Below are 20,654 nucleotides of genomic sequence, written 5' to 3'. Positions count from 1 at the left end.
CGCCATCGTGTTTCGATATGGACATAAACATTGTTTCAATTCTCACATATATTACACGCACTACACTATTCCCATTCACTTGTGTTCGCCATCGCCGAGCAATGCCAGGCTGGCGGCCATTTGCGGCAAATCGAGCACGCGGTCGGCGCCGGCCAGCTTGAGCGCGGCGGCCGGCATGATGCCACAACTGGCCCGCTGCGGGTCTTGCACCCAGGCGCTGCCGCCCAGCTGCCGCACGCGCGCCAGGCCCGCCGCGCCGTCGGCCGAGGCGCCCGTCAGGATGATGGCCAGCATGGCGCGCCGGTAGGCATACGCAGCCGTTTCCAGCAAGACATCGATCGATGGGCGCGAAAAATACACGGGCGCTTCCTGCGACAGGGAAAAACAGCCATCGGATTCGACTTGCAGGTGGTAGTCGGGCGGCGCGAAATACACGACGCCGGGCTGCAGCGGTTCCTTGTCCTGCGCTTCGCGCAAGGGCAGCTGGCAACGTTCCGCGTACAACTGCGGCAACTGGCTCGAGCGGCCCGGCGCCAGGTGCAGCACCACCACCACGGCCGCGCGGCAGGTGGCGGGCAAGGCGCGCAGCACGATGCCCAGCGCTTCCACGCCGCCGGCCGAAGCGCCGATGGCGATCAGGCGCAGGCCGGCCGGCGGTGACGCGACGTCGGAGCTCGGCAGCATGTCAGGCACGCTGGAAGATGCGTTCGGCCGGGCTCAGCTCGTTAAAGCTGTCCGCATGGCGGCTGAAATGCAGGCTTTCCTTCATGCCCAGACCCAGGAAGCCCCGGTTCACCAGCGCTTCGTGGAACAGGCCCAGGCTGCGGTCCTGCAAATCTTTATTGAAATAAATCATCACGTTACGGCAGGAAACCATGTGCACCTCCGAAAACACGCTGTCCGTCGCCAGGCTGTGGTCGGCGAAAACGAACTGGCGCCGCAAGCGCCGGTCAAAGATGGCGCCCTTGTAGGCGGCCGTGTAATAGTCGGACAGCGAGCGCTTGCCGCCCGCCAGCTGATAATTCTCGCTGAACTGGGCGATGCGCTCGACCGGATAGATACCCGCTTCCGCGGCAGCCAGCGCTTCCACATTGATGTCGGTCGCATAAATCATGCTGCGCTCGAGCAAGCCTTCCTCTTCCAGCAAGATGGCCAGCGACCACACCTCTTCGCCGCTGCTGCAGCCGGCCACCCAGATCTTGATCGAGGGATAGGTGTGCAGGATGGGCACGACTTTTTCGCGCAAGGCGCGGAAATACGCGGGATCGCGGAACATCTCGCTCACTTGCACCGTAAAAAATTGCAGCATCTGCGCGAACATGGCCGGCTCGTGCAAGATGCGGTCCTGCAATTGCGACAGGCTGGCGCAGCCGAAGCGCTCCATGGCCTGACGCATGCGCCGGCGCAGGGAGGCCACGGAATAATCGCGGAAATCGTGCTGATAGCGCAGCAATATTCCCTCAAGCAATAATTTCAGTTCTATATCGAAAATATCGTCATCTAACAACATCCACCTCATCGGATACCTGACCGTTGAACACGGGGCAACACGCACCGTGCAGTCACTGCCAAATGCTAGCAGATCGTCGCCGATTATCCCGCAGGAAAAGCGTCAGTTAGGTACGCTGGCGTACGCTAGAGCCACTTTTTCACGCATCCACGCCCTTCATGCCTTCCTCCGTATAGCGCGCGCCCGCCGCCATGCCCAGGGGAAAGGCGGCGTTCATCGCCGCCAGCTCCGCCCCGTCCAGACGCACGGCCAGCGCGCCGAGGTTGTCGTGCAGGTAGGCGATGCGCTTGGTGCCGGGGATGGGAATGATGTCGTCGCCTTGCGCCAGCAGCCAGGCCAGCGCCAGCTGGGCCGGCGTGCAGCCTTTGGCGCGCGCGATGTCCCTGACCTGCGCGACGATGGCCTGGTTATGCGCCAGGTTGTCGGCGGCAAAACGGGGATTGAAGTGGCGGAAATCTCCCGCGTCGAGACTGGCCGCATCGGCGATGGCGCCCGTCAGGAAACCGCGCCCCAGCGGGCTGTAGGCAAAGAAACTGGCGCCCACGTCGCGGCAGGCGGCCAGCACGCCCTGCTCCGGCTCGCGCGTCCACAGCGAGTATTCGCTCTGCACGGCCGCCACGGGGCAGAGCGCCGCCGCGCGCCGCAAAGTGGCGGCGCTCACTTCGCACAAGCCTACGGCGCGAATTTTTCCTTCTTGCCTCAATTGCGCCAGCGCTCCCATCGACTCTGCCAAAGGGGTATCGAGGTTCAGGCGGTGCAGGTAAAACAGGTCGATGCTCTCCACGCCCAGGCGCCCCAGCGACGCTTCGCACGCCTGGCGGATGTAGGCGGGGGAATTGTCGACGCGGCGCGCATAGCTGCCCGGCTCGCGCGCCAGGCCGCACTTGGTGGCGACCAGCGCCTGGCCTGGGTGGCGCGCCAGGAAACGTCCCAGCAATTGCTCGTTGTGGCCAAAACCGTAGGCGTCGGCCGTGTCAAACAGGGTCACGCCCGCCGCCAGGGCCGCTTCCAGGGTGGCCATCGATTGCGCCTCGTCCGTGGCGCCATAAAATTCCGACATGCCCATGCAGCCCAGGCCCAGTGCCGAACTGCTCAAACCGCTATTGCCGATGCGTCGCTGTTGCATGCTGCTCTCCTCATGTGTTGACTCGATGCAGCCAGTCTAGGCCGTGCCGGCTGGCGGGGGAATGCGCGATTTCGTGATACCTTTCTGGTATGAGAGCCCTCGATACCCACGCCCTGACCCTGTTTTGCGCCGTTGCCCGTTGCCTGAACTTTCGCCAGGCGGCCGAGCAATTGCACATGACCCAGCCGCCCTTGTCGCGCGCCATCAAGACACTGGAAGAAAAACTGGGCGCGCGCCTGTTCGAGCGCGACACGCAGGGCGTGGCCTTGACGCAGGCGGGCCGCACCCTGCTGCCGCAGGCACTGCACATCCTCGACTTGCTGGAGACGGCGCAAACGTCGCTGCAGCGCGATGCCGCCCCGGCACGCCTGCGCCTGGGTCTGACCAGCTCCGTGGCGGCCGGCCTGTTCCGCCCGCTGCTGGCGGCGCTGGAGGCGCAACTGGGCAGTGTCCGGCTGGAACTGACGGCGGCGCCGTCGCCGCGCCTGGTGGCTGGCGTGCGCAAGGGCCAGCTCGACGCGGCGCTGCTCGCTTTACCCAGCGCCACGTTCGAGCTGGCCGTGCAGCCGCTGGCGCGCCAGCCCATGATGCTGGCCCTGCCCGCCGGGCACCGGCTGGCGAAGAAGCGCAAGCTCAGTCTGACCGACATCGCGGCAGAATCGATTTACTGGTTCGAACGGGCGCGCCAGCCCGCCTTCTTCGACCATTGCCAGCAAGTGTTTCGCCGCCATGGCTTCGCGCCCGCCTTCCTGCGCGAAGCGCCCGACCACCATGTGCTGCTCGGCGACGTGGCGGCCGGCAAGGGCATGGCGCTGCTGGCCGACTCGTTCCGCGCGCTGCGCCTCGCTGGCGTGGCCTACCGGCCATTGGCGGAGGGCGAGGAATTGGCTGCCGGCATCGGCCTGGCCTGGCGGGAAGAGCACGGCCATGCGGCCCTGCCCCTGCTGCGCCGGCTGGCGCAGGAACACCTGCAAAAGTGAGGGTCACACGCGGATGCGCCAGACGCGCTACCATAGAGCCTTCCCCATTTTGCGCCCCACCACGACCATGACGTTTACCCTCAGCGACGCCGCCTACGCCACCGATACCCCCGAAGCCAAGCAAGCCATGTATGCGGACCTGCGTTCGCAACTGCAAGGCTTGCTGTCGGGCGAAACCGACTTCATCGCCAATACGGCCAACTTCAGTTCGCTGGTCTTCCACACGATGCCGGGCCTGAACTGGGCCGGCTTTTATTTCCTCAAGGGCGAGGAACTGGTGCTGGGACCGTTCCAGGGCAAGCCGGCCTGCATCCGCATCAAGAAGGGCCGCGGCGTATGCGGCACCACCGTGGTCGAAGGCAAGTCCATCGTCGTGCAGGACGTGCACGCTTTTCCCGGCCACATCGCCTGCGACGTCAATTCCCGTTCGGAACTGGTCGTGCCCGTGTTTGCGCACGGCCAGATCGTCGGCGTGTTCGACCTCGACAGTCCTTTGACCGGCCGTTTCGATGACGTCGACGCGCAAGGCGTCGAATCGCTGGTGCGCGTGCTGGAAGCGGCTATCGTCGCTGAATAATCAGTTGCCGGACTTGACGGCGATGAATTCGCCCTTGCCGACAGTCGCCAGGCACGCCGTGTAGCGGCTGTCGGCGCGGATGGCGTCAAGGAACTGCGCCATGTCCGCGTAGTGCGAACTGGCGTTGTCGACCACCAGCACGCCGCCCGCCGCCAGCACCCGGTCCAGCTGCGGCCACCATTGTGCGTATTGCTGGCGCGCGGAATCGAGGAAGATGAAATCGTAGGCGCCGTCCGCCGCATCGCGCAGCACGTCGCCCGCGTCCGCCAGCAGCTGGCCGATCACGCCTTGCAATTGCGCGCGCACAAAGTTGTCGTGCGCCATGTCGAACTTGTCCTGCGCCTTTTCCACCGTCACCACGCTGCCGCCCAGCGCCTGCGCCGCGCGCGCCAGCCACAGGGTCGAGTAACCGTTCGAGGTGCCGATTTCCAGCACCCGGCGCGCGCCGCGCGCGTGCACGAGCACGGCCAGCAATTCGCCCGTATCGCGCGTGATGTTGAGCATGCGGCTGGCGCGTTCCGTGTGCGCCGCATCGTTGCTGCTGCCGAAGGCTTCGAGTTCGCTCAACAGGGTATCAATGTCCGGCATGATGGCTCCTTGTGAAAAACACCAGCATAGCAAAAAAACTAGGCGCTGGCGCGGCGCAGGGGACGTTTCAGCGTTTGCACCATCACCACGCCCAGCAGGGTCACGCCGCCGCCGATCACATCGTAGCTGTGCAAGGTTTCACCGAGAAACAGCATGGCGATGATCACCGTGAACACGGGCAGCAAGTTCATCAGGGTGGTGGCGCGGCTGGGGCCCAGCTTGGCCAGGCCATGCATCCACAAAAACGGCGCGATGATCGATGCGGGAATGCTGGCAAACAGCACCAGCGGCAAGCCGGCGCTGGTGACGGGCGGCGCCGACTGGCTCAGGTAATACACGAACAGCACGGGCACGGCGCACCAGACCTGGATCAGCAGCGAATGCCAGTTATTCAGGGGAATCTTCCAGCGCTTGAGCAGCACGCCGTAGCCCGCATACGACAGGCAGGCCAGCAGCATCAGCGCGTCGCCGACGGCCGCGCCATGAGCGAGCAGGCCGGCCGGGTCGCCATGGCTGAGCAGGTAGCCAAGTCCCAGCAAGGACACGATGCCGCCGAACACGCCGCCCACGGTAGGCGCCTCTTTCAACACCAGCACGGACAGGCCCACGGCCAGCAGCGGCATCATCGACGCGAGGATACCCATGTTGGTGGCCGTCGTCGTTTGCGCGGCGATGTAGGCAAGGCACTGGTACATGACCATGCCCAACATGCCCAGCACAAACAGTTTGCCCAGATACGGTGTCACCACGGCCCGCTGCTTCCACACGGGACGGGCAAACACGAGCGCCAGCAGCACGCCGGCCAGCAGCCAGCGGAAGAACGAGATGGCGGCCGGATCGATCACGCCGACAGCCAGCTTGCTCACGATGGTATTGATGGCCCAGATCAGCACGGCGATCACGGGAAACAGATAATGCTTGGCTTGCATGCGGCGGACTCCAGATTTCAATACCGCCATTTTCGCATGGTCTGATTCCATGGATATAATGCATATCGGACATTCGATGCGAAGAACAGGACAAAGACACCATGGCCAGCAACCAGCATTTCCCCGCCGTTTCCGACACCCTGCCCTACCCCGTGTACTTTCGCCTCGACGATTATCACGCGCACCAGCAGTTCGATTACCAGAGCCATCCGTGGGGCCAGCTCACGTATTGTTCCACCGGCGTGATGGAAATCATGGTGGCGGGCCAGCGCTATCTGTCGCCGCCCCAGTACGCCGTGTGGATACCGCCGGAAACCTTGCACGACGGCTATATCCGCCAGGACGTCGTGTTTCACTCCGCCTACATCGATGCCAGCCTGTGCGCGCAGCTGCCGGCCCAGCCGTGCGCGCTGGTATTGAGTCCCCTGCTCAAAGCCATCCTCGGCGACTTCGCCGACAGAAACGTCACCACGCCCGCCACCGCAGCCGACCAGCGCCTGGCGCAGGTGCTGGTCGACCAGCTGCAGCTGGCGCCGTGCAGCCGCAACTACCTGCCCGGCAGCGACGAGCCCGTCATCGCGGCCTTGCTGGCGGCCCTGCAGGCGGAGCCGGGAAGTAATCGCTCACTGGCCGAGTGGGCCGCGCAATTGCACGTCACGGAGCGCACCCTGGCGCGCCGCTGCCAACGCGAACTGGGCATGCCGTTCGGCGAATGGCGCCAGCGCCAGCGCTTCCTGGCCGCCCTGCCCCTGCTGGAACAGGGAGAAACCGTGCAGGCGATCGCGCTGGAACTGGGCTACAGCACGGCCTCCGCCTTCATCGCCATGTTCCGCCGCCAGGGCGGCGGCACGCCGGACCAGTTCCGCCGCAGGCTGCGCTGAAAAAGCGGCTCCGCTTTGTCATGGTTTGTCATATGAGGATGCTAAAATTCAAACATCTTTCCAGAGAGCAAAAGGACGCGCATGAACCCCAGCACCGACACGGCCCATGAAACCCCAGGCATCGAGGATGCGCCGCAGGTGACAGAGACGGCCGTGACGGCGCCAGCGCCCGTCACGCTCGGCAAGGAAGACATCCCCACCGTATTGGGCAAGCTGCGCACGCTGGTGCAGAACAAGACGCGTTTCGAGCCGCACGACATCACGCCGCTGGGCGAGGAAGACGTGCTGCAGGATTTTTCCCTGCAAGCCAATTACGCGCTCGAAGCGCGCTTCGAACAGCGCGTGATCAATGGCTATTTCACGCCCTCGGGCAATGACTGCCGCTGTGGCTCCCACGAGGTGGGAGCGCTCGCTCACGCGCAGGAGAAGGAGCGGCTGCGCCGCGCGGCGGGCAAGCTCGACAATGCCTTGCGCCAGGCGGGCCAGGCCTACAACGCCATCGAAGCGGGCGCCTACCTGCCGCACGCCGTCAAGTACTGGCACCTCGATACGTGCGTCCCCTGTTCGGGCAAAGGCCGCATCGGCTGCCACACCTGCCACGGCGCGACGACGGAAACATGCTGGAACTGCCACGGCGGGCGCACCGTCAGCTGCGACGCTTACGGCTGCTACGGCAGCGGCAAGGTGTCGTGCTCGTATTGCAGCGGCAGCGGCACCGTGTCCGAGCAAGTCACCGATTACATCACGGTGCAAGTGCCCACTACCACCTACAGCAACGGCAGCTCGCACACGAGCTACCACAGCGAAACGCGCACGCAATACCGCACCGAGCATCGCAATTGCTACCATTGCAGCTACGGCAAGGTCAGCTGCAACACCTGCCACGGTTCCGGCAACATCAATTGCGGCACTTGCCGCGCCAGCGGCAAGGTTACGTGCCGCACCTGCAGCGGCGTGGGCGACCTGCGCTGCAACCCGTGCGACGGCTCCGGCAAGGTGGGCACGGCGGCCTGGGTCGACGTGCACGTGACGCCCGGCTACAGCGTCAGCCTGCCCAAGCAGGCGCCCGACGACGCGCGCCGCATCCGCGACAAGGAGAGCGTGCACTCACTGGCGGCCATTGCCAGCAGCCTGACCCTGGCAAAAGTGAGCATTTACAACGAAGACCAGCCGCAGGAAGTCGACGCCCTGTATGCGGCCAAGCTGCGCATCGTGCGCCTGGACGCATCGTGCAATGCAGAAAAACACCACCTGGTGGCGTACGGCACGGACTTGCGCTGGCTGACCCTGGACGACATCGTGGAAAAACTGCTGCGCGGTGACCTCAAGGCGCTCAGCGATGCGTTGGCCGGCAGCGCCGACGACGGCCTGTTCTCGGCCCACGTGCAAGGGCTATTGACGCCGCTGCGCGACGTGGCCGCCTCGGAGCTGAATGCGGACGTGATCGAGTCTGTCCTCAGCGGCGACGCGGATCACGCCCATGTCGATGTCGTCTCCGCCGAGTATGCCAACAATGTGCGCACCTGCGTGCTCGGTGCCCTGCGCCAGGTCTACACGCGGCTGGCCAAGCAATTCTGGTGGAAAAGCGCGCTGGCCGCGCTGGCCGCCGCCATCGCCGCCTGGTTCTTCGCCGGGCGCGGGGCCGCCGCCGTTGCCGGCCTGCTCGTCACGGGCGCCGGCTACTGGCTGTTCAACCGCAAGGTGAAAAGCGTGCTCAGTGAAGCGCTGGGCGGCCAGCAGCAGGCCGCACGCGCCATGGGCATCGCCGGCAAGGGCCGCCGCAACCAGCTGGCGCAAGTGCTGATCCTCGCCCCCGCCAGCGTGGCCGTGCTGGCCGCCAGCTATGGCTTGCCCGTGCGCGTGCGCCCCGCTGCGCCGCCGCAGCAGGCGGCCATGGCCTCGGCGCCCGTTGCGCCCCATGCACCGGCCGCCGTGCCGCAGGACGCAAGTGCCGCCAAGGCCGTCAAGCTGTACGAAAATGGCGACAAGGCACAGGCGCTGGCCATGCTGGAAAGCCTGGTCGGCAAGGGCGACGCGGGCGCGTATGGTCTGTATGGCTGGATGCTGCTGATGGGCGAAGGCAAGCCCGGCCCCGTCACGGCGCCGACGGCGCAGCAGCGCGAAGCGCGCCAGGTGGCCGCCAAGCCCCTGGTCGGCAAGGGCCTGCTGAAGAACGACAGTTATGCGCTGACGGCGAAGGGCGTGATGCTGGCCGAAGGCTGGCAGGAACCGCGCAACATGGCGCGCGGGCTCGACCTGCTGAAACAGGCGGCCAACAAGGGCAATGCGCAAGCGATGCACTTATTGGGCCTGTACCACGTGCGCGGCTACCAGATTCCCGTCAACCACAAGGAAGCGCGCAAATGGTTCACCCTGGCCGCCGACAAGGGCAGCGCGGGCGATATCTACAACCTGGGCCTGATGGACTGGGAAGGCGCCGGATTAAAGCGCCCGGACCGCGCCAGCGCCATGCAGCGCTGGAAGATCGCTGCCGCCATGGGCGAGGAACGCGCGATCAAGGCCGTCGCCCAGGGACAGCCTTAAGCGGCTGCCGCCAGCGCCTGCAAGGCCATCGGGTTCGGCGTGGGCTCGCCGATTTTCGTCAGCAGGTTGCGGTCCGTGTGGTGGAACGGTTCATCCTTGCCGCGAATGAGCATGACCGTGTCTTCGTCGTAGCCCCAGGTGCCGTCGGCGTGGATATCGACCTTGATCCGGTATTCGACGGTGGTGAACGCGTGTTCGAGGAAGGGGTTCGAGCAGATGCCGTAGGCCGTCGAATCGCGCTTGGCCACCAGTTCGAAACTGGTGGCGTCCGCCGTCGTCGTGCCCGACGCCATGGCGATCTGGCCGCGCGGGATGGCCAGGGTCTGGATCACGGCGCCCGTGGCCGGTTCCCACAGCCAGTAGCCCACCTGCTCATGATAGGTTTTCACTTGATCCGGCTTGGTGATGTGGATGTAGTAGCGCAAGCCGTAGAACAGCTGCGGGCCGTTGGTGACGGGGTCGATCGGCTGCAGCTCGATGCGCTCGACGAAGGCCTGCTTGCGCGGACCGTCCGCTTTCGGCTTGACGTCCAGGCCGCGCGTGCCCGTCCAGATGCCGGCCATGCCGGTCAGGGGCCCCAGGTTGTTCAGGGTATGCACGTCGGCGGACGGCTCGGTGTAGATATCTTCGGGAAAATCGCTCATGCGGAAGTCTTCAAAATGGGGCAACAGTGCTTGCCGCCATTGTAAGACGCAGGCCGCTATCTGGGAAAGAGCGCGATGTGGCGTTCGACGAACAGCAAGGCCGCTGCCGCCAGCGCAGGGCGCTGCGTTTCGAACACGGCCGCATCGCGCGTTTGCAGCAGATTGGCGGCCGCCTCGGGCAGGCCCAATTCGCCGGCGACGAACGCCGCCACCGCGTCGATATTCGCGTACAGGGCGCTGTCAAAGCCTTCCCAGTCCACGTAGGCCAGCCACTCGGCCAGCATCACCACGCCGGCGACGGGCGGCGCCAGGGCCGCGATGCGCTCCAGGCGCAGCACGCTGTCGTCGCGGATGCCTTCCTGCTGCAGGACGGCCAGCGCCACCTGCTGCAGCGCGTCTTCGGGATCGTGCCGGTATTTGTTCAGCAGGCGCTGCGTCAGGCTGGTACTGGCCGCATCCATGCTCAGACCAGCGGCTCGGTCGAACCGGTCAGGGTAAAGATTTCAAAGCCCGTTTCCGTCACGGCCAGCGAATGCTCGAACTGCGCCGACAGCGAACGGTCTTTCGTCACCGTCGTCCATTTGTCGGGCAAGACCTTGACCTGGTAGCTGCCCACGTTGAGCATCGGCTCGATCGTAAAGATCATGCCCGGTTCGAGCACGATGCCCGTGCCTGCGCGGCCATAGTGCAGCACTTGCGGCGTGTCGTGGAAGACCTGGCCCACGCCATGGCCGCAGAAGTCGCGCACGGAGGAAAAGCCCTGCGCCTTGGCCACCGCCTCGATGGCGGCGCCCACGTCGCCCAGGGTCGCGCCCGGACGCACGGTGTGGATGCCTGCCATCATGGCGTCATACGCCGTGTTGACGAGGCGGTTGGCCAGGATGGACACGGCGCCCACCTTGAAGGTGCGGCTGGTGTCGCCGAACCAGCCGTTGAATTTCGGCGTCACGTCGATGTTCAGGATATCGCCCGCCTTCAGGATCTTGGTGTCCGACGGGATGCCGTGCGTGACGACGTGATTGACGGAGATGCAGCTGGCGTGCTTGTAGCCGTGGTAGTCGATGGTGCCGGGGATGGCGCCGGCGGCGCGCATGAATTCCTCGCACAGGGCGTCGAGTTTGGCCGTCGACACGCCCGGTTTGACGAAAGGCGCGATGTAGTCGAGCGTGTCGGCGGCGATGCGGCCGGCCGCACGCATGCCGATAAAACCTTCTTCGTCGTGCAGCGGGATTTTCTTGCCGTGTTCAAGCTGGGTGGAATAGCGCATGGGGATTCTTTTCTTTGTTAGTGTGATGTGGAATGCAAGGCCCAGCCGCGCACGGCATCGTGCGAGGCGCGCAGCATGGCGTCGACGCTGGCCGGTATCGGCCGCTCCTGGGTCAGGTAGGGCTTGACGACGGCCACGGGCGCGTCGATCAGCACGAATTTGAGCAGCATGTGATCGAGGTCCAGCTCCGTGGTGGCGGGCATGGCTTCGGCGCAGCGCACAAAGCAGGCGTCGAGCGCCGCCTGCTCCTCTTCCACGGCGGCCAGCAACTCCTCGCTGAGGCCACCGCTGAAATCGGGGCTGTCCGCGCATTGCAGCAGGAAGCGCGCATACACGGGCTTGCGCCGGCACCAGTCCAGCAGACCGTGCACGCCGGCCCAGGTGTCGCCGCCGAGCCAGCGGCTGGCTACTTCCTCGCGGAAGTCGCTTTTCACGCGCAGCCAGGCGCGCGCCAGGATGGCGTTGCGCGAATCGAAGCGGTGATACACGGAGCCGATGGGCGCGCCGGCCTTGACGGCGATGGCAGCCATCGACACGGCGCCCACGCCGCACTGCGCGGCGACGGCGATCGCACTGTCGATGAAATTGTTTTCGTTGAATTTAGCGAGTCTGACCATTCAAATAGAATACAGATTCTATTTGAATCCGTCAAGCGCCCCCGACATGCGCCAACATGAGTTGCCTTGCTGCCTTACAATGGTATGCACGAACCGCTACAAGGAGAATCCGCTTGCTTACGCCCCCCTTCATCGCCTCCTCCCGCTTCGACGATCCACGCCTGGCGTTGGAACAGGTGCAAGCCATTTACCGCAGCAGCATCGAACACTTGCGCGACGCGCTGCAGCGCTTTGTCGCCGGCGAAGACATGCACGAACGGGTGCGCGCCTGCTACCCCTTCGTGCGCATCCAGACCGACACCGTGGCGCGCGCCGACTCTCCGCTGGCCTACGGTTTTGTCGCCGGCCCCGGCGTGTTTGAAACCACGCTGACGCGCCCCGACCTGTTCGGCGATTACTACCTGGACCAGTTCACCCTGCTGCTGAAAAACCATAACAGCGGCCAGAAAGTGCACCTGGAAGTGGGCGTCAGCGCCCAGCCCATCCCCGTGCATTTCTCGTTCGCCGAGCATGACCATATCGAGGGCAATATGGATGCGGGCCGCCGCCTGGCCATGCGCGACCTGTTCGACCTGCCCGACCTGTCGGCCATGGACGACGGCATCGCCAACGGCACGCACGAACCGGCGCACGGTGAAGCGCAGCCCCTGTCGCTGTTCACGGGACCGCGCGTCGATTATTCGCTGCAGCGTCTGCGCCACTACAGCGGCACCTCGCCGCAGCATTTCCAGAACTTCGTCCTGTTTACCAATTACCAGTTCTACATCGACGAATTCATCCGCCTGGGCCACGCCATGATGGACCGCGCGCCCGACGCGGCCGCGCCATCGGACGACGATGGCTACGTCGCCTTCGTCGAACCGGGCAACGTGGTCACGCGACGTGTGGGCCAGACGGTCGAGAGCGAGGATGCGCTGGGCGCCGCCCCGCCGCGTTTGCCGCAGATGCCCGCCTACCACCTGCTGCGCGCGGACGGCAGCGGCATCACCATGGTCAATATCGGCGTGGGACCGGCCAACGCCAAGACCATCACCGACCATATCGCCGTGCTGCGCCCGCACGCCTGGCTGATGCTCGGTCATTGCGCGGGCCTGCGCACCACGCAAAGCCTGGGCGACTACGTGCTGGCGCACGCGTATGTGCGCGAAGACCACGTGCTCGACGAAGACTTGCCGCTGTGGGTGCCGATCCCGCCGCTGGCGGAAATCCAGCAGGCGCTGCAAACGGCCGTGGCGGAAATCACCCAGCTCACGGGGCATGACTTGAAACACATCATGCGCACGGGGACCGTGGCCAGCACGGACAACCGCAACTGGGAACTGCTGCCGCAGCGCACGCCGGAGCGCCGCTTCAGCCAGAGCCGCGCCATCGCGCTGGACATGGAAAGCGCGACGATCGCCGCCAACGGCTTCCGTTTCCGCGTGCCGTACGGCACCCTGCTGTGCGTGAGCGACAAGCCGCTGCACGGCGAAATCAAGCTGCCCGGCATGGCCAATCACTTCTACCGCGAAAGAGTCGACCAGCATCTGCGCATCGGCATCCGCGCCGTGGAACTGCTGCGCCGCCAGGGCGTGGACCGCCTGCACAGCCGAAAATTGCGCAGTTTTGCGGAAGTGGCGTTTCAATAAGCGCGCTTCCCCGTCATGCCAGCCGCCCTCCAAGGGCGGCTTTTTTTTGCCCGTGGCGCTGGCGCAATGCGGCAGGCAATCGTCGCAACGACACTATAAAACGTCACAAAAAAACAACAGATGTCTAGATCGGCATTACAAAAAAACAAAACTATCCACGCTTTTTTTGCCAACGGGAAAATTAAATTTATTTAACAATTGAAATTTAATGATTTCCTGCCATACACAAATCAAATTCATCCAGCGTCGTTCTTCGAAGAGAGAATCCATACGCAAAAAGCAGAGCCGTCTTGACAGCCCAAGGCGAAAAATGGTCTGATGAATTGTAAATTTAAGCTGCTAAATTTATAAACATGGTAATTTTGAAAATACTTTCAAATAGCTAAATAAAAACCCTAAGGAAACTAAAGTTTCCTAGTTGGAGGATGGACAATGATTGAAAAGAAATTAAGCAAATCCTTGCGCATGATGTTTGCCGGCACTTTGGTCATGAGCGCAGGCTTCATGCACCAGGCCGCTCAAGCGCAGGAAGCCAAGGCTGACGAGAAATTGCAGCGCGTGGTCGTCACCGGTTCCGCCATCAAGCGCGTGGATGCCGAAACGGCCGCACCGGTGGAGATTTACACCAAAAAAGATATCGAGCGCACGGGCGCCACCAGCGTTGCCGAATTGGTCAAGAATCTGGCCTCGATCGACATCAATGATCAAGGCGAGCTGAGCGCCAACTCGCCTTCCGGTTCCGGCACCACCAACATCAAGATGCGCGGCTTGAGCGAACGCAACGTGCTGATCCTCTTGAACGGCCGCCGCCTGCCAACCAATGCGCTGGCTGACGGTTCGGGCGCGGGCGCCGCGGTCGACGTCAACGCTATCCCGCTGAGCGCGCTGGAACGCATTGAAATCCTGAAGGACGGCGGATCCGCCATTTATGGCGCCGATGCGGTGGCCGGCGTGATGAACTTCATCACCAAAAAGAACTACCAGGGCCTGGAAGCGAAGACCAGCTATGGTCAAAGCTCGCGCTCGGACGCCAAGGAAAAGACGGCCAACCTCGTGTACGGTTTTGGCGACTACGACACCCAGGGCTTCAACGTACTGGCCACGGTCGACGTGTTCAAGCGCGATCCGATCTACCGCAAGGACCGCGACCTGACCCGTTCGGCCGACTTCCGCCGCTTTGGCGGCCCGGATGGCCGCAGCGGCTTCCATCCTAGCGGCAATATCGCCGGCGGCGGCACCCTGGTGCCATGCCCACCGGACGATTTGAGCAACGGCTCCTGCCGTTTCGACGTCAACAAGACCTTGCTGACCTCGACCAACGGCGCCGACCGCGTCAGCGGCATGCTGATCGGCAGCCTGAAAATCAGCGACAACATCCGCGCGTTCGCGGAATTTACCTATTCCGAAAGCAAGGATGACTTCGAAGCCCAGGCTGCTCCGGGCAACTTCGTAGTCAATGGCAAGACCGTTGCCGGCCGCTTTATGCAAATGGGTCCTCGCAAGACCAACCGCAAGGGCACAATGACCCAGTTCTCGACGGGCCTGGAAGGCACGACGCGCGGCATCGACTGGGACGTCGCCATCGGCAAGGGCGTAAGCAAGGCCACCAACCGCGATTCGAACTACGCACATTACGATCTGTTCAACGAAGCGATCGAGAATGGTTCGATCGACCCGACCCGCACCGACAACCCGCAAGCCGCCGTCGACAAGATTCGCCTGACGCCTACGCGCGCCGGCAAATCGGAACTGACCTTCTTCAACGCCAAGGCCTCGGCGCCGATCATGGACCTGGCTGGCGGTGCGATGGCCTACGCCGTCGGCGTGTCGTACAACAAGGAAACGCTGAGCGACCAGCCCGACCAGAACCAGATCGATGGCCTGGTCTTCGGCAGCATCCAGCAAGCCTCCGTGAAGGCGGACCGCAATTCCAAGGGCATCTTCGGCGAACTGTCGATTCCCTTCCTGAAAAACGTCGAAGCTCAGGTCGCCTTGCGCTATGACGACATCTCGAATGTCGGCAGCAAGACCAGCCCGAAACTGGCTTTGCGCTACCAGCCGCTGAACAACCTGATGTTCCGCGGTTCGTATGCAGGCAGCTACCTGGCGCCATCGCTGAAACAGATGTATGGCGGCGTCGATGCCGGTGCCTATACGACGAACGACAAGGAAATCTGCAATGCCTTCCCTTCGATTTCCGGCAATTGCACCAACTTCTCCTACTACCAGGTCTCCGGCTCCAACAAGGACTTGAAACCTGAAACGGGCAAGACCTATAACCTGGGCGTGGTGTTCTCGCCAGTGAACTCGCTGACGGTCAGCATCGATTACTTCAAGATCGACAAGAAGAACGAGATCGGTACCCTGACGGAAACCAAGGCGATCGAGCGCGGCAACGTCGAAATCAAGAATGGCGACGCGCGCATCCTGCTGAACAACCAGAACCTGGCTACCACCGAAGTACGCGGTTTCGATACGGACGTACGCTACACCTCGCCGCAAACGATGTTCGGCAAGTTCACGATCCGCAATGCGTCCACCGTCTACACCCGCATGGAAACGCAGGATACGGAAACGGATCCGGTGCAAAGCACGCTGAAGACGTTCATGAACCCGAAATACCGCAACACGTTTACTGCGAGCCTGGAAAAGGACAATATGTCCGGCTCCCTGGTCATTCGCACGACGGGCGACATGATCGACTCTGACAAGCGCCGCGAAGAAATCAAGCCGGGCACCCGCACGATTCCTTCGCACACGGAAGTCGATCTGACGGGCCAGTACGTGGCGATGCAAAACCTGACCTTCACGGCCGGCATCAAGAACCTGTTCGACAAAATGCCACCGTTTAGCGCAATGGGCGCGGGTAACCAGTACGGCACCCTGGGCTTTGCTCAGCTGTACAACGTGCGCGGCCGTTACTTCTACATCGGCGCAGGCTACAAGTTCATGTAATGTAGCGCAATCCCCGGCAGCCTGAAATGGCTGCCGGTACTGCCCCCGAAAGCCGCACGAGAGTGCGGCTTTTTTCATGCCCGGCAGACGAAAAAAAGCTATGTCACCGTCAAATGTGGGAACTCGCCCAGTGTTGCCTTCAATAATGTTTCTGGGGAGCGGATGCGCCCGGCGTCGAGTATCCAGCGCCAGCCCAGGTAATTCGGCAGGTAGCGCGTCGCCACGCCGTGAAAGGGGCCTAGCCATGCCCGCAGGCGGCTGTGATACGCGTTGACGTTCTGCACGTGGGCGGCGCCCTGCACGCGGATGCCGGCGCGCACATTGACGGCCTGGTGGCTGATTCCCGCTTCCTTGGCAAAGGCGCGATAGGCGGCATGGCCATCGGTGAGCAACAGGATATCCTTGTCGATCACCGGCGGCAGGCAGGCATGCAGCTGCGCCTTGGTCAGCGCCCCTTTTCCCGCGACGAAATCGCGGGTTTGTCCCGTGCGGTCGCGCGCCACCAGAATGCAAACCTGCTCACTGGAAATGCCGCGCTTGCGGGCATGGCCGCCACGGCGGCGCGCCGGACGCGTCAGATGCCGCGCGCCCTTTTCTGACTCCAGCACATACAGCTCGTCCGCTTCGGCGATGCCATGCAGGCAATGGGGCCGGTCCGTCTTGGCCAGGCTTAAAAACCGGTGGCGCCAGCGAAAGGCGGTGTTGCGGTGCACGCCCAGCTGGCTTGCCGCCTTGCGCACGGAAGCCGATTCGAGCAGGCAGTCGGCGTAGTCGAGCCACAAGGTCTTGTGGCGCAAGCGCGCCAGCGGCGTGCCGGTGAGCGCATTGAAGGTGCGTCCGCACGGCACGCAGCGGTAGCGCTGCAGTCCGTGCGCATGACCGTGCCGGTGCGCATGGCTGCTGTTGCAGGCGGGACAGTGTAACCGCTGCCGGGCCACGCTTTCGACCAGTGCCACGGCGGCGTTCTGCGATCCTGCCCCGCGCAGCAGAGCAGTGCTCGCCAAACGCTGGCGACGGCTCAGTGCGGCGAACTGGGCGATGAAGGTTTTCCATTCGGCTGGCTGCATGGATGGCTCCCGTTTGTCTGATATGTACAGTCAGACAGCCGGGGCTGGGGAAGATTCCTTAAGTTCCCCTATTTGTCGGGGACAGAGCCTAAAAAAAACCGCTGCAGGCAGCGGTTTTCAGGTAACTCCAACGCTTAGCTTACAGGAAGCGGTCGAGTATCTTGCGCGTCGTCTTGTCGATATTAAACATGTCGCGTATCAAAAAGTGGATGCCGTGGTTGTCGGCGATCAAGAGCGACGCGGCACCGATGCGGCGGATGTCTTCTTCGCCTTTCAGCACGAATTGCGTCTCGCCCCGGTCCGTGTCGACATGCCAGGTGCATGGCGTGGCGAAGCTGGAGACGCTTTTCACCCTCGCGATCTCGGGCATGAATTCGCGTCCTTCCAGCTCTTCCTGCAGCAGGCTGCGCGCCGGCTCCGGCATGGCGTCGAGGCGGTCGATCCACGCCACTTCCTTGCCGTTGCCCAGCACCAGCGAAATGCCTTCGTCCGGCGACTGGATGGGGAAGGCGCGCACGGGCGCCACGCCTTCAAAGACCTGGCCGTCCGCGTCCGTCATCACCAGCTTGCCGAAAGGGTCGCGGCTTAATGTAAAAGTTGTACTGGCCATGCTTATTCCTTGTCATCCAGGGCGAGTTCGTTGTTGCGCGCCTGTGCTTCGTAGAGGCGGAAATAGGCGCCCTCTTTCGCCATCAGTTCATCGTGACTGCCCACTTCGACGACCTGGCCACGGTCCAGCACCACCAGACGGTCGGCCCGGTGCAGGGTCGACAGCCTGTGCGCGATGGCGATCGTCGTGCGGCCCTGCACCAGATTGTCGAGCGCCTTCTGGATCTCTTTTTCCGTTTCCGAATCGACCGACGATGTCGCTTCATCCATGATCAGGATGCGCGGGTCGATCAGCAGGGCGCGGGCGATCGAGATGCGCTGGCGTTCGCCGCCGGACAAGCCCTGGCCACGTTCGCCCACCATCGAATCGTAGCCTTGCGGCAGGCGCAAGATGAATTCGTGCGCATGCGCGGCGCGCGCGGCGGCGATGATCTCCTGGCGCGTCGCGTGCGGCTTGCCGTAGGCGATATTTTCCGCGATGGTGCCGAAGAACAGGAACGGTTCCTGCAGCACCAGGCCGATATTGCGGCGGTAGTCGGACACGGCGAACGAACGGATGTCGACGCCGTCGAGCAAGATCGCCCCTTCCGACACGTCGTAGAAACGGCAGATCAGGTTGACCAGCGTGCTCTTGCCCGAACCGCTGTGGCCCACCAGGCCGATCATCTCGCCCGCCTTGATGTTCAGGGTGATGCCGCGGTTGACGGCGCGGTTGCCATAGCGGAAACCGACTTCGCGCAAATCGATCCTGCCTTCGATCTTCTCCAGTTTCACGGGCTGCGCCGGTTCCGGCACGCTCGACACGTGGTCGAGGATGTCGAAGATGCGCTTGGCGGCGGACGCCGATTTCTGCGTCACGGAGACGATGCGGCTCATGGAATCGAGGCGGCCATAAAAACGCGTGCTGTAGGCGATGAAGGCGGTCAGCACGCCGACGGTGATTTCGCCGCGCGACAGCTGCCAGATGCCGAAGCACCAGATGACCAATAAGCCCATCTCCGTCAGGAAGGAAACGGTCGGCGAGAACAGCGACCAGACCTTGTTCAACTTGTCGTTGACGGCCAGGTTGTGCGCGTTGGCGTCGCGGAAGCGGGCCGCTTCGCGCTTTTCCTGCGCAAACGCTTTGACGACTCGAATGCCGGGGATGGTATCGGCCAGCACGTTGGTCACTTCGCTCCACACGCGGTCGATCTTTTCAAAGCCCGTGCGCAAGCGGTCGCGCACCAGGTGGATCATCCACGCGATGAACGGCAGCGGCGCCAGGGTCATGATGGCCAGCCACGGATTCATCGACCACAGGATCACGCCCGTCATGATGATCATCAGCACGTCGGAAGCGAAATCGAGCAAGTGCAGCGAGAGGAAGACACAGATGCGGTCGCTGCCGCTGCCGATGCGCGCCATCAGGTCGCCCGTGCGCTTGCCGCCGAAAAATTCCAGCGACAGTTTCATCAGATGTTCATAGGTGGCCGAGCGCAAGTCGGCGCCCATGCGTTCGGACACCAGGGCCAGCACATAGGTCTTGCCCCAGCCCAGCAGCCAGGCCAGCAGGGCCGAACCGAGCAAGCCGCTCATGTAGTACACCACCAGCCACGGATCGATATGCTTGCCGTTCTGATACGGGATCAGCACATTGTCCATCAGCGGCGCCGTCAGGTAGGGCGGAATCATGTGCGCGGCCGTGGAGAGCAGCATCAGCATGAAGCCCAGGGCCAGCTGGCCACGGTAGGGATGGGCGAAACGCCACAGGCGGAACAGGGTCCAGGTCGATGGCGGCGTATGCAGCACCTTGGCGCAGATCGGACATTCTTCCTGCTCCGGCTCCAGAGGCGCCTTGCAGCTCGGACACACTTCCTGCTCCGCTTCCAGCACGGGCTGGCCCGTCAGGTGGCTGTCGAGGCGCTCGACGAACTGTTCCAGCACGCGGATCGCATGCAGATTCTGGCCCAGGGTAAAACGCCACGACGCCAGGCGGCCGTGGTCGTCGAACAATTCCAGGTGGCCGACGCCGGCGTGGTCGTGGTGCGTCAGGCGCAGTCCGTGGCGGAAAGACCAACTTTTCCAGGTGGTATCGCCCGGGGAACGGGCCAGTAAACGCTTCTCTGTGACAACAATTATGCCTTTTGTGAAACGTAATCGCGCATCGAGGTCAACCTCAACGCTACTTAAAACGTTCTCCCCTGGAGAAAGCTTGCTTTCGACTTCCGCCAGCCAGTGTTCCGGCAGCGAGGTAAGGGGAATAGTTGTTGCAGGAACACTCAGTTCAGTTGTCATCGTAAAGCATACTCCGGCTCGAGGCCAAGCCCTTCAGGGCGGGATTTGGGGGATGGGGCAGACGCCCGATCAATGTTTGTGTATTGCGCGATGGCGAGGTAGATGCACCAGTGGCAATTTCCTGTATTGTATCGAATGGATGCCTGCAGGTAATGAATGATGGCAAAACGGAGCAAAAAAATGCGCGGCCATCGTACAGGGGCAAGTATACAACAGCCCGCTGTTGCGCAAATGCTCCAGCTTAGCCCGGAGTCGGTAACTTTATAACAAGTATGGCAACAATTAGTAACAATTAGAATGACAACACCAGCAGAATACGAGAAGCAAACGCGACAAGAGGCCGCTAAAAGTGGCACACTGCGCATACCCGGGATAAAGAACCAAGCACGAGCCTGAAAAGACTCTGTAAAGCCAACATAAAGTATCTGGCGCCCAGACGCCTGGCTTGTTATCAAGAA

Annotated in this window: 18 protein-coding genes; 6 read left to right on the top strand and 12 right to left on the bottom strand. The window is 63.0% G+C overall.

Annotated elements, in window-relative coordinates; genetic code table 11:
• Positions 1-75: 75 nt before the first annotated feature.
• The 3 genes from OX462_RS07305 to OX462_RS07295 form a co-directional block, all read right to left on the bottom strand.
• Complete coding sequence (locus OX462_RS07305; protein ID WP_409028090.1) at positions 76-684, bottom strand: chemotaxis protein CheB; 609 nt, start codon at positions 682-684, stop codon at positions 76-78.
• Position 685: 1 nt separating this feature from the next.
• On the bottom strand, positions 686-1,510 hold the full coding sequence (locus tag OX462_RS07300) for a CheR family methyltransferase (RefSeq protein WP_200899269.1): 825 nt from the start codon (positions 1,508-1,510) through the stop codon (positions 686-688).
• A 139-nt stretch (positions 1,511-1,649) separates the two neighbouring features.
• The gene (locus OX462_RS07295) at positions 1,650-2,636 is read right to left on the bottom strand and encodes an aldo/keto reductase (protein ID WP_409028089.1); all 987 of its coding nucleotides are present in this window, start codon (positions 2,634-2,636) and stop codon (positions 1,650-1,652) included.
• A gap of 89 nt (positions 2,637-2,725) precedes the next feature.
• On the opposite strand from OX462_RS07295, the gene OX462_RS07290 reads away from it, so the two are divergent.
• Both OX462_RS07290 and OX462_RS07285 read left to right on the top strand, forming a co-directional pair.
• The gene (locus tag OX462_RS07290) at positions 2,726-3,616 is read left to right on the top strand and encodes a LysR family transcriptional regulator (protein ID WP_409028088.1); all 891 of its coding nucleotides are present in this window, start codon (positions 2,726-2,728) and stop codon (positions 3,614-3,616) included.
• Positions 3,617-3,683: 67 nt separating this feature from the next.
• Positions 3,684-4,193, top strand: a complete 510-nt coding sequence (locus OX462_RS07285) for a free L-methionine (R)-S-oxide reductase MsrC (protein WP_070221149.1) — start codon at positions 3,684-3,686, stop codon at positions 4,191-4,193.
• Here OX462_RS07285 and OX462_RS07280 read toward each other — a convergent pair whose 3' ends face one another.
• Complete coding sequence (locus OX462_RS07280; protein WP_409028087.1) at positions 4,194-4,781, bottom strand: O-methyltransferase; 588 nt, start codon at positions 4,779-4,781, stop codon at positions 4,194-4,196.
• A gap of 38 nt (positions 4,782-4,819) precedes the next feature.
• Positions 4,820-5,710: a DMT family transporter gene (locus tag OX462_RS07275; protein ID WP_409028086.1), complete on the bottom strand. Its 891-nt coding sequence runs from the start codon at positions 5,708-5,710 to the stop codon at positions 4,820-4,822.
• A 101-nt stretch (positions 5,711-5,811) separates the two neighbouring features.
• Between OX462_RS07275 and OX462_RS07270 the strand changes: the two genes are divergently transcribed.
• Positions 5,812-6,591, top strand: a complete 780-nt coding sequence (locus tag OX462_RS07270; protein ID WP_409028085.1) for an AraC family transcriptional regulator — start codon at positions 5,812-5,814, stop codon at positions 6,589-6,591.
• 81 nt (positions 6,592-6,672) lie between these two features.
• A complete protein-coding gene (locus tag OX462_RS07265; RefSeq protein ID WP_409028084.1) occupies positions 6,673-9,135 on the top strand; it encodes a hypothetical protein in 2,463 nt (820 codons plus the stop codon).
• On the opposite strand, the gene OX462_RS07260 is transcribed toward OX462_RS07265, so the two are convergent.
• From OX462_RS07260 to OX462_RS07245, 4 genes are read right to left on the bottom strand one after another with little or no spacing between them, the layout of a single operon-like run.
• On the bottom strand, positions 9,132-9,779 hold the full coding sequence (locus OX462_RS07260; RefSeq protein ID WP_070221060.1) for an FABP family protein: 648 nt from the start codon (positions 9,777-9,779) through the stop codon (positions 9,132-9,134). The genes OX462_RS07265 and OX462_RS07260 overlap by 4 nt on opposite strands.
• Before the next feature lie 56 nt (positions 9,780-9,835).
• Positions 9,836-10,240, bottom strand: coding sequence for a hypothetical protein (locus tag OX462_RS07255; RefSeq protein WP_409028083.1), 405 nt, complete (start codon positions 10,238-10,240; stop codon positions 9,836-9,838).
• A gap of 2 nt (positions 10,241-10,242) precedes the next feature.
• Positions 10,243-11,046 carry a type I methionyl aminopeptidase gene (gene map, locus OX462_RS07250; protein WP_070291841.1) on the bottom strand — a complete coding sequence of 268 codons (804 nt, stop codon included), beginning with the start codon at positions 11,044-11,046 and terminating at the stop codon, positions 10,243-10,245.
• 17 nt (positions 11,047-11,063) lie between these two features.
• Positions 11,064-11,663: a TetR/AcrR family transcriptional regulator gene (locus OX462_RS07245; RefSeq protein WP_070221054.1), complete on the bottom strand. Its 600-nt coding sequence runs from the start codon at positions 11,661-11,663 to the stop codon at positions 11,064-11,066.
• A gap of 113 nt (positions 11,664-11,776) precedes the next feature.
• Between OX462_RS07245 and OX462_RS07240 the strand changes: the two genes are divergently transcribed.
• Together OX462_RS07240 and OX462_RS07235 are read left to right on the top strand one after the other, a co-directional pair.
• On the top strand, positions 11,777-13,291 hold the full coding sequence (locus OX462_RS07240; RefSeq protein WP_070221052.1) for an AMP nucleosidase: 1,515 nt from the start codon (positions 11,777-11,779) through the stop codon (positions 13,289-13,291).
• Positions 13,292-13,723: 432 nt separating this feature from the next.
• The gene (locus tag OX462_RS07235) at positions 13,724-16,246 is read left to right on the top strand and encodes a TonB-dependent receptor (RefSeq protein ID WP_070312843.1); all 2,523 of its coding nucleotides are present in this window, start codon (positions 13,724-13,726) and stop codon (positions 16,244-16,246) included.
• Positions 16,247-16,344: 98 nt separating this feature from the next.
• Here OX462_RS07235 and OX462_RS07230 read toward each other — a convergent pair whose 3' ends face one another.
• The 3 genes from OX462_RS07230 to OX462_RS07220 all read right to left on the bottom strand — a co-directional run bounded on the left by OX462_RS07230 (position 16,345) and on the right by OX462_RS07220 (position 20,196).
• Positions 16,345-17,313 (bottom strand): IS1595 family transposase, encoded by a 969-nt coding sequence (locus OX462_RS07230; RefSeq protein WP_409028082.1) that lies wholly within the window; start codon positions 17,311-17,313, stop codon positions 16,345-16,347.
• A 139-nt stretch (positions 17,314-17,452) separates the two neighbouring features.
• Positions 17,453-17,923 (bottom strand): cyanophycin metabolism-associated DUF1854 family protein, encoded by a 471-nt coding sequence (locus tag OX462_RS07225; RefSeq protein ID WP_070221406.1) that lies wholly within the window; start codon positions 17,921-17,923, stop codon positions 17,453-17,455.
• A 2-nt stretch (positions 17,924-17,925) separates the two neighbouring features.
• Positions 17,926-20,196 (bottom strand): cyanophycin metabolism-associated ABC transporter, encoded by a 2,271-nt coding sequence (locus tag OX462_RS07220; protein WP_083286938.1) that lies wholly within the window; start codon positions 20,194-20,196, stop codon positions 17,926-17,928.
• Between the last annotated feature and the right edge of the window lie 458 nt (positions 20,197-20,654).

The organism is Janthinobacterium aestuarii (assembly GCF_046113285.1).
Classification (GTDB): Bacteria; Pseudomonadota; Gammaproteobacteria; order Burkholderiales; family Burkholderiaceae_D; genus Janthinobacterium.
The sequence above is the reverse complement of the archived record's forward strand: the minus strand, read 5'-3'. Positions and strand labels throughout refer to the sequence as shown.